Source organism: Bradyrhizobium sp. WCU1 (assembly GCF_053474805.1).
In genome coordinates this window covers 4,354,163-4,370,519 of sequence record NZ_CM130280.1, presented here as the reverse complement: position 1 = coordinate 4,370,519, position 16,357 = coordinate 4,354,163, and the positions used below count along the sequence as shown (strand labels likewise).

Annotated in this window: 5 protein-coding genes; all 5 read right to left on the bottom strand. The window is 65.7% G+C overall.

What is annotated here, in order from left to right; genetic code table 11:
• Positions 1-61 precede the first annotated feature (61 nt).
• Complete coding sequence (locus ACTUWL_RS20165) at positions 62-12,154, bottom strand: filamentous haemagglutinin family protein (protein WP_168471108.1); 12,093 nt, start codon at positions 12,152-12,154, stop codon at positions 62-64.
• Positions 12,155-12,438: 284 nt separating this feature from the next.
• On the bottom strand, positions 12,439-13,422 hold the full coding sequence (locus ACTUWL_RS20160) for a FecR family protein (RefSeq protein WP_021081321.1): 984 nt from the start codon (positions 13,420-13,422) through the stop codon (positions 12,439-12,441).
• Positions 13,423-13,486: 64 nt separating this feature from the next.
• Positions 13,487-14,029, bottom strand: a complete 543-nt coding sequence (locus tag ACTUWL_RS20155; RefSeq protein ID WP_021081322.1) for an RNA polymerase sigma factor — start codon at positions 14,027-14,029, stop codon at positions 13,487-13,489.
• Complete coding sequence (locus tag ACTUWL_RS20150) at positions 14,026-14,580, bottom strand: STN domain-containing protein (RefSeq protein ID WP_106940560.1); 555 nt, start codon at positions 14,578-14,580, stop codon at positions 14,026-14,028. Before ACTUWL_RS20150 ends, ACTUWL_RS20155 begins: the two co-directional genes overlap by 4 nt.
• Before the next feature lie 282 nt (positions 14,581-14,862).
• Positions 14,863-16,356: a PepSY domain-containing protein gene (locus tag ACTUWL_RS20145; RefSeq protein WP_021081324.1), complete on the bottom strand. Its 1,494-nt coding sequence runs from the start codon at positions 16,354-16,356 to the stop codon at positions 14,863-14,865.
• Position 16,357 lies beyond the last annotated feature (1 nt).

Genomic DNA, 16,357 nt, shown 5'->3' with positions numbered 1-16,357 from the left:
CGACAGCGGAATTTGCATCGCGCCGTCGCTTTTCCCATGTCGCGATCTTGCGCCCTCGCCGTCATCGACCGGACGAGCTCGCCGCATCGCCGAGCCCGATGACCTGGAAGGCACTGTTCTCGTTGTAGGTCTGCTTGTCACGCCGCTGACGCTTCTGCCCCGGCGATTCCTCCGGCTGCGTCTGGTCACCGCTGCCGCCGCCGTAACCCATGACCTCGACGATGATGATCGAGGGCTGGTCATTGGCCTTTGGCGGTGGCGCCGCGGCCTGCTGGCTCGCAGCGGCGGTGTTCGACGCGGCTGTCAGCGCGCCAACGGGCGGCCCCTGCACCGTCGGAACGCCGGTCGACGTGCCCTGCACCTGGATGTTGGCGGCGTTGACCACCTGCAGCGCCGCGAGGTTGACGTTGCCGGAGACGCGGATGCCGGCCTCGCCCGCATCGATGGTGCCGAGCGGTGCGATCAGATCGATGTTGCCGGGCGGGACTTCGGGAATCGGATTGAGCGTCGCGATGCCGGCGCCGGCCGACGGGGTGGTCGGCGACAGCGTGATGTTGCCGTAATTGTCGTAGACGCGCCGGGGCGGGGTAAAGATCGTCGTCGTCTTCGAGCCACGGCCGGCGTTGATGTCGCCGGTTGCTGACCAAACAATGATGTCGCCGCCGAAGGTGGTCATGATGCGACTCTGGCCCAGCAGCACGCTGCCGAGCGAATAGACGTCGATGTTGCCGGAGCCTTGCGTGATCAGACCCGCGCTGGCACCGGGCGCAACGCCCTCCACGCCAATGATGGTCTTGCCGCCCGGATTGAGGATCTGGATATCGCCGCCGAAGTCGGTGTGGATGCCGGCATTGGCAAGGTAGGTGCCGCCCGTTCCATTCGGCGCAATGCCGCTGAACATCGTGATGTCGCCGCCATAGGCGATCGGCTTGCCCTGCGCATCCGTACTCGGGAACAACGCGGCGATGGCCTCGCGGCCGCGCAGATAGCTGCCGAGCCGCGGACTGGCCAGCGCGCCGGTCTCCTCGCGTCCGCCGGCGGTGAGCTCCGCGAAATAGATCTGGCGGACGAAGATGCTCTGCTGCTCGCTCGACAATCCCAGGAAGAACGTCAACGCGTCGGCGCTCGAGCCGGTGAAGCCGTACATCTTGTTCAGCCAGGCAATGAGCTGCCGATCATAGGTCTGGACCACCTTGCCGCTGCCGGCGAGCGGCGTGCCGTCCCCCGGAAGCTGGTTGGCCGGATCGAAATAGAGTTTTGCGAAACCTGCATAGTTCGGCCCGGTCGGGCCGACGCCCGCGAGCACCCAGATGCCGGCGCCCTCCGACCTGGTCGACGTGTTCGCGCCGAACAGCGGGCCGACGCTTTGCAGCATCCCGTAATAGCCCTGATACAGGTTGCGGCCTGCCTGCACATCCAGCAGTCCCGAGCCGGCAACGGTGACCGATTGATAGATGATGTCGCGGCCGGCCTTGATGATGGAGACATAACCGGAATTGTCGCCGGCGTTGGCGAAGGCCAGGTCCGGGTTGTTGAAGATTGCATCCGGCGTCGGGCCGGTGCCGACGATATCGCGACCCGCGACGATCTGGAACGGCTTGGCGGCTGTGTACCAGGTCGTGGGCGACGGCAGGAATCCCAGATTGGTTTGCGGCTGCATCCCCTGGACCTGTCCGATAGTCAGGTCGACGATGTCGACACCGGCGTAAACCAGCGCAGGCTGATTGTCGCCGGCGTGCAGATTGGTCAGCGGCGTATCGGGGCCGAAGGCAATCGGAATGCCATTGGTCAGGCGGTTTGGCGCCGTCGGGCTGGCATTGGAGGCATTCGTCGTATTGAACACGGGATGGAACGGCGTCGCGAGCGTGCTCATGTCCGCACCCGACATCGCCACCACCTGGCTCGAGCCATAGATCGAGCCGGCGGCCAGAAGCGCGAGCTGGCCGAACGGCGAAGGTGCGAGCTCGATCGGCGCAAACGACAGAGCAGTACCTCCGGGCTCCGAGAAGCGAATGTCGCCATTGGCGGCGGCAGCGATCAGCGTGCCGGGATAGAAGGCGACGCTGCCGACGCCGCTGGCGGGATTTCCGTCCAGGGCTGCGACGTCGCCGCCCGCGGCGTAGAGGCCGATCGCGGTCGACGGCGTCCACAAAGTGAAGCGTGATTGCCCGCCGCTCGCGACGAGCGAGGTCGTGCCGTCCGCATTCCGCACCGTGTAAGGGGTTTGGTTCTGATCGACCGGATCAGCCATGCCGGCATCGCCGGCGCCCCCGAACACGAGATCGCCGCGCGTCGTGATGCTGATGGTGCCATCGCCCGGCGTGAAGATCGGTCCGGGGGTTTTCATCGAGCGCTTGAAGACGTTCGGGTCGACCGCGCGCGGATCGTACGAGGTGAAGGTGGCACCGCCGAGGTTCGGCGCGAGCCCACCGATGGCGCCGGCGTTCACGGCGATGTCGCCGCGCAGATTGGTGATCGAGCCGTAATAATCAGGCACCTGCACCCCGTAAGTCGGCACCACGGAGTTGAGCTTGCCGCCGATCCTTACCGTGAGATCGCCGCCGCCGGTTTGAACCAGCGTGCCGTCGCACAGCACCCGCCCGGTCGAAGCCACCACGAGATCGAGACCGGTCGAGCCGTTGCCGGTCACGCCGGCGTTGCCGCCAGCGACCAACGTCAAATTGCCACCACCGAGCGTGCCGATGCCCTGGAAGCCGATCAGCTGCAGGCTGTTATTCCACGCAGATGTCTTGGCATATGAGCCGAAATTGACCCACCACGCGGTCGGATCGATCGACTGACCGCCGCCTTGCCGGCCGAACCAATTGCTGGTGAGATTCGAGTCCACATAGCGACTGTTGTTGTTGAATATTTGAACGTTGCCGGTGACATCTCCCTGCGCAACGAGCAGCACATCGCCGCCATGCTCCGGATACCAGGCATGGACACCACCGCGGCTCGCGGTGCCGATCACGTCGTACGGGTTACTGCCGTCCGCGGCCAGGAACGGCGCGGATTGGGTGCCGGCGGTGTAGACGCCATAGGGCGTGGCCTCGCTGAAGCTTCCGCCCGCCAACAGATCCAGGCTGCCCGTACCGGTACGCAGCACGCTGAAGAAGGTTCCGTTGAGCGACGAATTGTAGGCCGGATCGCTGAGCGAGAGATTGCCGCGCCCGTTGAGCGCCTGCGGCGCCTGCAGCGCGCGCTGGTCGGCGGCGGCGAGATCTGCGCCGGCAACCAGTCGAACCGACGCGGACAGCGAACCGGGCGCCAGCATGAAGGCCCCGGCTGCCGTAGCGGAAGCGCCTGGAATTGCGGGGCTGTTCACAATTGCGACCGTAGGCATATTGCCGGGCTCGAATGCGAACGCCCCATAGCTGTTGCTGATGCTCAGTATTGTGCCAGCCGGAACGGTGTCACCGGGATTGTAGGCGTGGTTATTGGAATCGACCAGATTGTACCACCAGTTGAACGTCCACCAATTGTAGAAGTCGTCGTTTGGAATCGTCCAATCATGCACGACATAGACGTCTGTGTTCTGATCAAGCCAGTAAGAATAGCCGCCGGATGAGGATTGCTTGAAGTACGGACTGTTGGTGACGTCGAAGATCGTGAAGGAGGCCGGCATCCCGGGTGACGACCTGAAACCGTCCGAGATGCTTCCGTTCACCGTCACGTTGCCGCCGGCGCGGATCACGAGAGCCATTGGCTCGCCCGCACCATAGGTCGCCGAGTTCGGGTCGCGGTCGGCATTGGCGCCGTAACGATACTTCGCGAGGTCGATATCGCCCGAGGTCGACAGATTGCCGCTCGAGGTGATCTGCACGCCCGGCCGCAGATGGTAGGCACTGCCGTAGGCCGACAGCCCTGCAACGCGCGCCGACAATCCCGTATTGCCGAGTGCCGCGCTGATGAAGGTCGTGCTGGCTACGTCGTAGCCGTCAAGCGTGGCCTGGGTGATGGTGCTGCCGTCAGGCAGATTGTAGGTCCAGAAGGCGTTGAGCGCGATGCTATAGGCGCCCTTGATGTTGAGCGGACCCGCGGCGTTGATCGCGATATCGCCGGAGGTCTCGCCGGTGCGCTGGGCATTCAGCACCACGTCGCCATAGGCGACGCCGTTCGGCGCGGTGAGATTCATCGTCGCGCCGGGCGACAGCGTGAGCGCGCCGCCGGCGGCGGTCAGCTCGATGTGACCGCGATTCTTGGCCTCGATCGGCTGGCCGTAGCTATCGGTCTGTAGCACCGTGCCGTGGGCATCGAGCACTGCGTTCGATGCGAGTGTCAGGCCGTTGCCGGCAGAGAGCCGGATGGTCCCGGGAGCAAAGCCGGACGCATCGATGGTGCCGGCAACGGTCAGGCTTCCGCCGTCGACGGAGACCGTGACGTTGCGGGCCTTGACGCCGTCGCCGATGGCGAGATCGCCGGTCTTGATATCGAAGCTGCGGGCGTCGAAGAAGCCGCCGGCATTCAGCAGCGCGTTGAGCGCCGCAAAATCCAGCGTACCGGCAACCACGCTGAAGTCGCCGCTGCCGTAACCAGCTGCCGCGCCGCCATGGAGCACGCCGTTGAGCGCCACGAGCCCGTTGCCCGCGCTGATGCTGATCGATCCGGCATTGGCGTTGATGGCGGAGACGTCGATGACGGAGCCGGCAGCCTGCGTCAGACTCCCTTGCGTGCTGTTGAAGATCGCCGTGCCGCCGAAGCCATAGACCGTCGCTTTCTGGATCGTCGACGGCTGACCGCTCAGATCGATCCGGCTGCCGCCGCCCAGCGCGATATCGCCTGTCGCATTGACCACGAGCTTGCCGCTCGGCAGCAGGATGGTGCTGGCGATGGCGACGCTGTTGCCGGTGAGATCGATCTCGGCGCCCGCAACCGACGAGGTCGCACTGCTCGGCGCTGTGCCTGCAGGCGCGGCGACGTTGAGCGCGCCGCCCGCGGCATAGGCCATGATCGACTTCTGCACGCCGGTCAGCAGCGGCGTCGACAGCGTCAGGCTGCCCCCCGTGCCGCTCTGGCCGAAGACATCGGCGGAGCTGGAACTCGGCGACTTATAAACGAACAGCTTGCCGTTGCCGGCCGAAACGATCCGGGAACGGCCGGTGATGTTGACGTTGTTGAAGCCGTAGATCACACGGCTCACCGACGAGTTGTCGAGCGATGCGAATTTGCCGAAGTCGATCTCGTCAGCGACGAGATCGAGCGTGCCGCTGCCGGTCCCCGCTCCGCCCGCAACGATCGCCGGCGGCGTCGCGCCGGGAACTCCGTTCCAGGTGATCTTGTTGGCGGCGATCACGCTGTGATCACCGGTCGCGCCGTAGCCGTAAATCGCCGGCGTATTCAGCACGAAATCGACGCCACTGCCGGTGGCATCGAGACCGGCGCTGCCGAACAGATTGATGGCATTGGCAGCACTGAGCGTGATCGACTTGAGTGCTGGCGCTGCATGGAGAGGATCGCCGTGCAGCAGCGTGTTGAACAATGTCTGGTCGAACAGCAAACCGGATGGTGCACCCGCTGCGGCGACGGTCGCAGCGTCGCCGATATTGATGCTGCCGACCGCCAGCGCGATGTTGCTTGATCCGAAATGGGCAGTCGGATCGATGCTGGAGGCGCCGTTGGTCGCGAGCGCCAGTGTTCCCTCGGAATAGAGCTGTGATCCGGCGCCGATCGTGATCGAGCCGGTACCGGCACCGGATCCGAGGAAGTTCAGCTTGCCGTTGGACAGCGCCAGCACCGTGAGGCTGTTCGCCGAGTAGCTCATGCCGGTGGACACGGAATCAAACGGCGCCGCGCCCTGCCCGATCGTGCTCAGCGTGACATCATTGCCCACGACGATGTTGTTGCCCACAAAGAACAGCTCGCCGGCATTCAGAGAGACTCCGTCGCGGATATAGAGATTGGATAAGTACGCGGACAGGAAGAGCAACGTGCCGTTATTGATCAACATGGAGCCATTGACCGTCAGGCGCGGGGCCGCGATCGCATTCAGGTCGGATGCGCGAACCGAGACGCCATTAAATCCCGCCGTCGGCACATCGGCATAGATTTCGCCGACCCGCATCAGCGTCACCTGACCCGCATTCCCGTCTTGTGCGCCCTGGAACAGGGCCGTGCCATTGAAGGTGAGCGCGGATTCGCCTGTCGGCGATGTCGGGGTCTCGAACAGCAGCACCAGCCCCTTGCCGTCGGCCGGCAGCAGCGGCCGCACGCCGCCGAACCGGGTCACGTTCGCGGTCAGGAAATCGCTGTAGCCCTGCTCGTTGTACTGCGAATAGTTGCGAACCGACTTGCCCGCGGTGATCAGCGCCGTCACCGGCAAGGTGGCTCTGATCGCGGTGTTGGCAATGCCGGTCGAAACCGAAGCGGCGTAAGTGCCGTTGCCGATCGATATCGGGCTGGCAACCGGTGTCGTGTTCGTACCTGCGAGCTCCACGCGGTACGCACCGGGCAGGAGCGCATAGTTGGACGGCAGCAATGTGTAGGTCCCGGCGGGTAGTCCGGGCACGCCGGCAGGGATGGTCACCTGCTGACCGACCACCGGATCACCCGCGCCATTCTCGGGTGCGACCGGTGCATAGCCGGACTTGTAGCCAGGCAGGATGGCGTAGACCTTGTCGCTGGCCTTGCTGACAGGCGTCGTGGGGTTGGCGTTGACGAGCGGGGCGTTGAGCACGTTGATCGAACCGCCGCGTCCGGAGACGAAGCCGGCGCCGCTGAGCATGCCGCCCCCCGACATGTCGAGGATCGCGCCGCTCGCGACCTTGATCGACTGCCCATCCAGCAGGATGCCGGATTGGACCCAATTGGTGCCGCTATTTGTCAGGTCGAAGGGACGGACGCTGTTGCCGTTATAACTATAGGTGACACCGTCAACCGTACCGCCATAGGGAATGGTCAGGCCCGCCATCGATACGGAGGTCAGGCTGCCCGGCAGGATATCGACTCGTTGCGTAGAGATGCGGTTGTCGTAAGGATTGTTGTTGCCGAGCACGACAACGCCGAACGGTGCGCGGACGATGCCGCCCTGCTCGACAACAGGCGCGGCGAGCGCGAGGCTGCCGAACGCGGACAGCGGTGCGTCCGGGATCGTATCGGTGCTGCGGCCGATGGTCAGCGTGGGCGGCTGATCGGACTGCGCTGCCGTGAAATTGCTTTGCCCGGCGGTGACGACCGCGACAGCGCCTGTGGCAGGATAGATCTGGGCTGCGATGAGAGCGAGATTCCAGTCGGTCGATAACGTCGTCGCCTGCCCCGCCGCACCGCTGGCCAGGAAGCGGATATCGCCCTTGCTGGCGAACCTGATGTCGCTAAAGCCGGGCGCGTACATGCTGTTCGGCGCGGCAGCCGAGAATTGGATCAGCCCCTGAATGTCGATCTGACCGGCATCGGCCTCGAAGATCGCATTGGTCGGCAACACCGCGCTTCTGGGATTGCGGATGCTGCCGCTGATGGTGCCGTCAGGGATATTGGCGACCGATTCAGCAAACAGGATGTAGGGCGCCGACAGCTTCACGCTCCCGGTCGCGGCCGCCATCGAGGAATCGATCGGCCCGGACACCGGAGCTCCCGACGTGAACGCCGCCGCCGTCAGCGTCAGGCTGCGGCCGAGCGCGAGCGACACGTTGCCGGAGAACTGCATGTAGTCGCCGGAGATCAGCGTCAGGCTGTCGAACCCGCCGGCCTTGACCATGTCGGCGCTCACGGTGGCCTGGCCGAACGCGAGATGCGACGCATCCGTCCCCGGAGCGATGTCCGCAGGCAGCAAGGAATCCGGACGCCCCTGCACCACGGTCATCAGGCTTGGCACGATCACATTGGACGGCGCCGTGCTGTTGGGGAAGGTACTCATCTTGAAGATCGGCGTGGTGAGCGCGATCGACAAATTGCCGCCGGAAGCGCCGCTCCCGCCGGAGAAGGCGTGGATATCGCCGTCGAGATAGAGACCGCTCTGCGACGCCAGCGTAACGGAGCCGCCATTCGTCGTGACCATCTGCGGTTGGGTTGACGACGCTGCACCGCCCGCTGCCAGATCGATCGCGACGTGGGTGCCGTCTGCATTGAGTTCGGCGCCCGGGCGCAGGATCACGAAGGCGCCGCCGCCATTGATGGTGATGGCGCCGCCGTCGGTCGCTCGCCCGAACAGATGTCCTGATGTGTCGGATGCCTGATAGGCCAGACCCGAGACATCGAGCCTGGCTGCGGCATCGACCCAGACCGAAACGCCGCGGCCGTTGCCGTTCAGGTCGAAGTTGAGACCCGCCAGAACCGGCGAGCTGTAGGCATCATTGACCAAAGTGATGCTGCCGCCACGCGCAGTGAGGTTGCCGAACACGCTGATCTGGCCGAAGGCGTCGAGCGTGATGCTCTGGCCCGGATCGACGCTGATCGAGGCACCGTCGCCCACCACGATCGCGCCGCCGCCCGCGAGAGGACCGGAGCCGGATCTGACGAGCGAGCGCAGCGTGAGGCTCGCACCGCCGCGCTGGGTCACAGCGGCCTTGACCGAATCCGCGGTGAACAACGGCGGCGTCCACAGCGTCAGCGCCGATGACGGATCGCTGCCGGTAGCTGCCGCATAGCTGTTCGCCGTGAACCGGTAGACCGGCATCGCGGCCGCAATCACGGTGTTGCTGGCCACCACGACGCCGAGCCCGCCATTGATGTCGTAGCTCGAGAAGCCGGCGGTGAAGAACGCTGGATTGAGCGCCGCTGCCGGTGTGATCTGGACGGTCTGCGGCAGCACCACGCCGGCTGGAATAATGGTCCCGACCGGATAGGTCATCGGCGTGGATTGAATCGATCCTGCGGCGTAGGTGATTTGATAGGGCGTGATTGGAATGCCGTTCGGGAAGACATTGGAAGGAATGGTGGTTCCCGCCGGAATACGGCCATTGCCGCTCCAGCCAGTGATGACCGTCCCGACCGGGATCACATCGCCTGGGCTCCAATAATTCGTCCCGCCATTGCTGGTCCTGCTCTGGAGCGCATCCATGCCCTTCGGCACGGTCCAAATCGCACCGGTCGGCGCGGTCGGTACCGCTGAGATCGTGACGTCGACCGGTATCGGCGTGTCGTACACCAGCGAGGTGAAATTCAGCGTCAGCGCCGTCGGCAAGGGCTGGCCTGCGGGAATGGTCATGGCCTGCTTCAGCTTCACGGCCAAAGGCGCCGACATGCCCGCGGGCAGTACACCGCCGGCAAGTTCGGCATTCTCGCCGATCAGGATGTTGCCGGGCGTCGAGATCGTCAGCGTGCCGCCGCCGCTGACACCCCAGGCACGGATCGCGCCGTCGAGAACAAGATTTCCATCGCCCGGCGTGCCGGCGTTCTGCTGGGTGTGGCCCGCAATGATCGTGACGTTGCCGCCCTTGCCGCCCTGCGTCTTGCCGTTGATGAGAACGGCACCGCCGGAGGAGACATCGATCACGCTGCCGGCCGCGAGCGTGACGTTCTGGGTCGAATCGAAGGTGACATTGCCGCCGTCGAGCAAGCCGAGGCCCGACACACTGGTCGGATCGGTCTGCGCATTGACCCACAGGCCGCGCGTGTCGATGGTCGCGCCGGCCTCCAGCGTCAGCGTCGCGCCGCCGGTCGCGTTGGTCAGCGCGATGGTGCCGTTTGCGGTGTTGAGGATGTTGCTGACCGTGACGCTGCCGGAGCGCGCGATGATGTCGGCGGCGATATCGACGGTCGGAGCGGTCAGCCTGACCTGCGCGCCCGGCGCAAATTGCAGCGGCGCGTTGATCGAGATCTTGTTGCCGGTGTTGATGTTGAAGCCGCCGAGGCCAAAACTGTTCAGCGTCGGCGCATCGAACCAGGCCGTGTTGGCACGGTCGGACGGCAGCGCGGAGGTCAGGCCGAGATTGCCTGAGACCGGCGCGACGTTACCGAACGTCACGTTGGTGTTGTAGGCGTTGGAGAGTCCATAGCGATCGTACTGCCCAAGCGCCAGCGTGCCGGCGAGCGGCACGGTGGTCTGCGTCAGCTTGTAGCCGTCGCTGATGCCGGCCGGACGCTTGGCAAGCTGCTGCTCGCCGTCGATCACGTTGGCGAGGATCGTGCCCTCGAACACCGAGGTCGGGGTCGAAAGGAGGAGGCTGCCGGCGTCGCGGCCCATCGTGTAGCCGTTTTCCCAGCGGCTGCTGCCCTTGCCGAACGGGCTGAGATAGACCTCGACGACGCCCCAATGCGCGTGATTGACGATGAAGCCGTTCGCCACCGCGACATAGGTCAAATAGGACGGCGCATTGTCGGCACTGTAGATGCGACCGTCACTGCCGAGCAGCAGCGTCTGCCGCACATAGCCGCTCTGATATTGCACCGCGCCGCCGGAGATGTTGAAGAGCGCGCCTTGCTGCGCCACCACTTCCGGCGCCGACAGCGTGATGGTGCCGCCGACCGCGGTCCATTCGCCGATCTTGTGGCCGGTGTTGTTGAGATAGCCGGAGACTTCGAGCAGTCCGCCCGCGGTGTAATAGCGGTCGGTCGCATAGCCGCCGGTGCCGGCCGGCACCAAAGTGAGATCACGGGCATCGATCCACATGTTGCTGTTGAGCAGCGTGCCGCTGTCGCGGTTCTGCGGGCTGTCGCGCAGCTCGTTGCCCTGGACATTGACCTTGATCGCATTGGCCGACACCGGCAGCACGGTGCCGGTGGTGCCGGAGACGTCGATGACAGAGCCGGTTTCGGCGAACACCCGCTTACCGGCGGAGGCCGTGACCTGGCCGCCCTGCGCCATGGTCAGCGAGCCGTTCCTGAAGTCGATGGTGCCGCCGGTGACGATCTCGATGCGCGACTGATCGGGGCGATCCACCAATGTCGAGAGGTTGTCGAACTGGCCGGTCGCCAGCAGATTGGGCTTGGCCGAGGCGATCAGCGCATCGCGCTGCGAATTGAACGCGGTCGCGGTCGGATCGATGCCCGAGACCAGCGCGGCCGCGGCATCGGTCTCCGGCAGGATCAGGCTGATGCCGTTACTGGTCAGCGTAACGCTGCCGCTTGTATCGGACGCCGAGTTGAGCAGATGAATGGTGCCGCGCTGGTTGACCGAGGTGGTGGAGACGAGGATGCCGTCCTGGGTGACGGCATGGCCGGCCAGAGTGATGTCGCCCTGCTGGGCCAGCACCAGGCCGGTGTTGGTGACCGTGCCGCTGCTGCTGCCGCTGCGCAGCAGCGGCGCGATCTCGTTGCCGCGTGTGGTCGAGTTCTGGTTGGCGTTGGTGCCGTAACCGGCGCGCAGGATGAAATCGTCGCCGGCCGCGAACTGGGTCTGGCCCTTCGGCGTAGTGATGGCGCCGGCGTTGTTGACCTCGGTGCCCATCAGCAGCACGAAGCCGCCGCCCGCCGTCACCGAGGACGGCGCATTGGTGGTGATCAGCGCGCCGCTCTCGACCACGATCTTGCCGCCCGCGCCGGTGAAGTTCGGCACATAGACGTTGCCGCTCTGGCTCGCATAGATGCCATTACCGAACTGGCCGTCGGTGATGTTGGCGCTGGAGGCGATCAGCGAGCCGACATTGATCTGGCTTGCGCCGCCGAAGATGATGCCGTTCTGGTTGATCACCAGCACCTGGCCGGGAGCGGTGATGCGGCCGAGGATCTGGCTCGGCCCGGTGTTGCCGACGACGCGGTTCAGCGCGGTCCAGTTGCCGGCCTGCTGGTTGAAGTTGAGCGTGGTCTGGCTGCCGACGTTGAAGCTTTGCCAGTTGAGGATTGCCTGCGGCGCGGTCTGGTTGACGGTCACCGTGGTCTGGCCGCCGCTCGCGGTCTGGCTCGGCAGCGCGGCGCCTTGCCAGAGGGCCGAGCCGGGCACGGCGCCCGGTGCAACCTGAAGCCCGCCCACGGCAAGACCGTTCGGCACCGCCACCTGCGGCAGCGTGGTGGATCGCTGCGAGGCGGCAGCCGCGCCGCGGGCCGCCGCCTGCGCGGCCTGTAGCGCCTGGATGGCCTGGGTCGCCCGGGTCAGCGCGCCCTGGCTCTGCCTCGCGACTTCGGTTGCCTGCTGGGCCGCGGCGGTGGCGCCGTCGCTGGCGATCGTCGGCGCCGAATTGATCGCCCCGAAATTGCCGAACGGCCGCGCGGATGCATCCTCGAGCCCGGTCAGCAGCAGCGCCAGCGTGCTGGTTCCAGCGAGCAGCATCGAGCGGGACACCAATCCGATCCGCTGCCGCGGCGGAAGCGGCGCAACCCGGCGCTGAGCGAGGCGGGAACGGCGGGCAACGCGCTGACGAGACGGCATGGGATGTCCCCTGGGAACAACGGACGGAACGTTTGCGCAGATCGGATCTGCGCAGGCGCCCGTCACGCGGCTGAACCGCATGCCGGGCTTCTCGTCCCCAAGGACGCCATCTGATCGGCGGGACCGAACAACAAAATCACGGGCCGCATCACAATTCCCGCGCACACGCGGTGCACGCTTTCATGGCTCGCCAAACATCAGCTCAGCAGCACGATGCCGCCCGGCAGATGTCGCGCCTTCGCGCCGAAAATCTGCTGGAACATGGTCAGAATGCCATCGACATTGTCGATGCGGAACCGGCCGTTGACGAGACGGCGCTCCAATTCCGCATTCGTCACCATGACCTTGCCCGACCGGTAGCGATTGATCTCCGTCACGACGTTACGGAGCGGCGCGTCATGAAAGATCAACATTCCGTCGCGCCACGCGGTCACCTCGGCGGGATCGACCGACATCGGCGCGGCGAGGCCGAGCGCCGCATAGCTGACCTGCTGCCCCGCACGCAGCGTCGCGACAGAGCTGTGACGGTTGACCCGCACCTCGCCATCGAGACAGGTCACCACGCAGGTGCTGCGCTGGTCATGGCGGACGTTGAATTGAGCCTGGTGCGCGCGCATCTCGCCGTCGCCGGCAACGACGCGCACCTCGCGGCTCGCAGAGCCCGCCGCGATCACCGCTTCCCCGGTCAAAATCTCGATGCGGTCCTGGCTGGCGTCGTCCGATCGAACATTGACGCTGGTTCCGGTGTTCAGCGTCACCTTGACGCCGCCATCGATCGTCAGCTTGCGCTGCTCACCGGCAGCGGTGCGATAATCCGCCATGACGTCCTGCAGCGACGGCCACAGCTGCAGCGGAGGCGACACCACGAGATACGCGGCCGCCGTTGTCGCCAGCGCGCCGCCGAGCACCGCCCGCCGCGTCATTCGCGGCTGTGGCCTTGCCGCAGCCAGGATGGAATCGCCGCGCCGCTTCAGCAGGTTGGCGCCGGCCGGGCCGAGCTGATCCCACAGCAGGCTGGCCTGCGCCAGCGCCTCCGAATGGGCGCTGCTCTGGTTTCCCCAGCGCTTGGTTTCCTCGATGTCCCGCCGGGTGGCCTGCCCCGAACCGAGCCGCTGGACGCGCGCAAGCGCCTCGCGCTCGATCGCGGTCAGCTCCTCCGGCGGTTCGTCGCTACGTGTCATCGATCGGGCGTTTCTTTCAGAATCACTTCCATCCAAATGCGCAATACTCTCTGACGTTCTCACATCAGGACGTTTCCCGCGGTGCCGGACCGAAACGCCTCGTGACTTTTTTACCAAACCGCTTGGCGCAATGTTCGAGCGCGGCTTTCAACTCGAGCTCCACCAACCGCTGGGAAACCCCAAGACGCTCGGCGATTTCCCGGAGCGGGGTACCCTCCAGGCGGGATGCCAGCAGGATCGTCCGGCGGCGCGGCGTCAGCTCCTCGAGCACCTGCTCGAGGCGCGCAATCTGCTCGCGCGATTCGACCTCCCGCTCCGGCCCGGGCGCCGCGTCGACGATCTCGAGCATCGGCTGCACCTCGAACCGCTTGATCCGCCGCGTCTCCTGGCGCTCCCGGCTGATCGCAAGATTGAGCGCGCTGCGCAGCAGATAGCCGATCGGGCTGTCCACCACGCCCGGGCCGTTCTTGTCACGAAGGTGCAACCAGGTCTCGTGCAGGGTTTCGCGCGCTTTCTCGTCGCCGAGCCGCCTTGCGAGGCGGCGGCGAAGCTCGTCGTAGCGCTCGACGAGCACCTGCCTAAGCGTCGTCCAGGTGGTTTCCGTCATCGCGCAACCAGTCCCTGGCGCTGCGGCTCACGTGCAGCGCAGTCGCCGGTCTCGGAAGGCGGCCGCGGCGAAACCGCCATCATGACGGGCTGCGGCATGTCCGGTGGCGGCGGCCGGCCGATCACGACCGCACGCAACATGGCGGCGATCGCCCGGTCGCGCGCGCTGTCGTCGGTCGAGCCAAGCAGTTGGGGCTGCAGCACTTCACCGCCATGCCCGATCCAGAACCTGAACTTGATCCGATATCCTCCCGGCGTGGTCAGCGCGGATCGGCAGAATGCATCCTCGACGCTGCTCTGGACGACCGCAAGATAGGGCATGAAGCTGCGCATCGACGTGGTCTGCGGCGTGGTGGCCGCGGGCACGATCGTGAAGGCGTTGGTCGCGGCATAGACCGCGACCAGGCCGGTCCCTTCGAGCAGAAGCTGCAAAGCCATGTCAGGCGCCATCGATCCCTTGACGGCCTGTGCGCGGCGTCCTCCGGCCAGCGTGGCGTCGTAGACGACCTGCAGACCTGTCGCCGCGCTGTAGGCATCGAGCGCCGAGACCAAGGGCTGCCCCCCGATATCGAAGTCGACCGTTGCCGGCGTTCGAACTGATTCAGGACCCCCCGCCATCGCTACCGTCTGGATATTCCCGGCAACGAGAGTGCCTATGACCAGGGCGAGAAAGCGCTGCCACATCCGATCATGCTTTGCGCGCAGCTCAATCTTCCGACCAACAAAGTGCATGAGGCGCCGCCTTGATCCCCAAGCCCCAGCGGAACAGCACGATCCATCGGCGATCGATACAGCCGTTCGTCAAGTCAGCGGCAGGCGCAACATAGAAAGAGATTATGACAATCTGCTAACACGGGCGTCGACCGCGCAAGACCGCACCTTGCGCCGCAGCCGGCGCCATCCGATCACGATACCGCTGATCGAGACGACCGTGCCGACCACGGACAGCAGCCACACCACGACGTCGCGCGCCGGCCAGATGCGCAGCAGCAACGGGAAGTCGAGGCTGTGCAGCGCGTTGAACAGCCAGCGATACGATCGTCGGCTGTCGTCGCTGCGGTCGAGGATCTCGGCGGTGACCGGAGAGATGTGCAGCCAGGTGTGGGCCGGATCGTCGAAGCCGATCCGCAACACCGGAAGCTCGCGCTGATGATGCAGCGTGTACCAATACGCATCCGGCTCATCGAGTTGATGCACCGATGTCATCGCAGCGCCCGGCATCGCGCGTCGGGCGGCCGCGATGATCTCGTCCCGCGGGAGCGCCACGGGCGCGCCGGTTGCCGGATCGGCGAGGCTGCGACGGCCGCTGCTGTCGTCGAGCAACATCAGCGGGCGTCCGCCGATCCAGACGAAGCGCGCCTCCACTGCCGATATCGACGGCGGCGACCGGAACTCGGCGACGATGTCGGGCGCATCATGGCCGCTGTAGCCGGTCGCGATCTCACGCGTCATGCCGCGCCCGGAGAACGCACCGCCGGGATTGAGCGACAGCCAGCCGCTGAACATCCAGGTGAAGACGAAGATGCCGCCGACGAGGCCCGCGATATGATGCCAGCCCATCCAGCCGCGATAGGGCGAGACGGCGCCATCGGCGTAGCGGCGCGTCAGCCGCAGCCGGAGAATGCCGATCCAGAATCCGGTGACCGCGACCACGAGGCAGATGCCCGAGATCCACAGCACGACGTCCCGCCACAGCGGGCCGTCCTTGCGCAGCACGGTCGGATAGATCCAGTGCGGGATCGATCCGAGCCAGTTCCAGATCCGTTCGCGCCGCGTGGTATCGAGCGCGATCTCGCCGCTGCGCGCGGAGACGTAGAGCTCGGTGCCGTCGGCATCACCGAGGCCGATCCGATAGAGCGGCCGCAACGGATCGAAGCGCGCGGTGACCGACCATTGATCGCGCGTCACCGTGTCGAGCAATTGTGGCTGCGCCGCATGCGAGTGATGGCCGGCGATCGCAAGCGCCTGATCCGGCGTGATGTGATCGATCACGCGGCCATCGGTCGCCGAGATGGTGCCGGCGGCGCCCTTCCAGCCGGTCACGCGATAGACCGGCGTATCATCCATCATCGAGAGCCGCAGGTCGCGCGGATAATGCTCTGCGCCCGCAATCGCCATCGCGCGATCCGGCGCGACCTGCACCTTGTTCCAGAGAATGAGCGGGAGCGCAGCGAGGCGCTCGCCGTCGGTGAGGCGTGGAAACGCGACATACATCATGACGAGGCCCGAGATGAACCACATCGCGAACAAGAGGCACGTCGCAATGCCGATCCAGCGATGGACGACATAGAGCCACCGCCGCCCTCGCCGGATCAGAGCCTTGCGCATG

Bases quoted from the DNA above. Each gene is read 5' to 3' on its own strand.
- ACTUWL_RS20155 (WP_021081322.1), bottom strand. From the start codon at position 14,029: ATGACGGAAACCACCTGGACGACGCTTAGGCAGGTGCTCGTCGAGCGC.
- ACTUWL_RS20145 (WP_021081324.1), bottom strand. From the start codon at position 16,356: ATGCGCAAGGCTCTGATCCGGCGAGGGCGGCGGTGGCTCTATGTCGTC.
- ACTUWL_RS20160 (WP_021081321.1), bottom strand. From the start codon at position 13,422: ATGACACGTAGCGACGAACCGCCGGAGGAGCTGACCGCGATCGAGCGC.